2 protein-coding genes are annotated in these 691 nt (G+C 63.4%); both read left to right on the forward strand.

The features are described from left to right. On the forward strand, window positions 1-422 hold a 422-nt coding region (gene tnpA / locus P0D80_RS50845; RefSeq protein ID WP_408296477.1), incomplete at its 5' end, for an IS66-like element accessory protein TnpA. Further along, window positions 422-691, forward strand: a 270-nt coding sequence (gene tnpB / locus P0D80_RS50850) for an IS66 family insertion sequence element accessory protein TnpB (RefSeq protein ID WP_408296480.1), incomplete at its 3' end; no start/stop codon positions are given. The genes tnpA and tnpB, both read left to right, overlap by 1 nt.

Genomic DNA, 691 nt, shown 5'->3' on the forward strand with positions numbered 1-691 from the left:
ACCGGTACGACCGAGAGGGCAAGCGCAAGCTGATCGAGGCGTGCCAGAAGCCTGGAGCCTCCGTGGCCGGGCTGGCGCTGAAGGCTGGCGTGAACGCCAACCAGCTTCGCAAATGGATTAGCCTGGCGCGCCAAAAGACACGTCCCCGGCGTGCACGGCAGTCGGCGCCAGCCATGGCCCCGGCATTCGTTCCTGTTCTGGAAGTGGTTGGTGCTGAGCCGGTGCACTTGCCATCCAGGCCGGTGCTGCCCGACGCTGAGCCAGTTGCGGCACGGCGTGAGCCGATGCGGGCCTCGCAACGCCCGCCGTTGCCTTCGCGGCTGGTGGCGCAATTGCCAAACGGGGTAAGTCTTGAACTTGAATGTGCGCAACAGGACACGGCGCTGCTCAGGGCGATGATCGACGCGTTGAGGAGTCGCTGATGCTGCGCTTCGCCGATGACCTGCACGTCTACCTGTACCGCGAGCCGATCGATTTCCGTTGCGGCATCAACACCCTTGCCGCCCTGGTTGAGGAATCGATGCAACTGGACCCGCTCGCCCGTGCCGTCTATGCATTCCACAATCGCAAATGCGATCGCATCAAGCTTTTGCTGTACGAGCGCACCGGTTTCTGGCTGCTGCTGCGTCGGCTCGAGGAAGACCGTTTCGTGTGGCCCCGGCGGAATCAGGAGGTGATCGAACTGACAACG

Source organism: Paraburkholderia sp. RL17-373-BIF-A (assembly GCF_046030175.1).
In the GTDB taxonomy this organism is placed as follows: Bacteria; Pseudomonadota; Gammaproteobacteria; order Burkholderiales; family Burkholderiaceae; genus Paraburkholderia.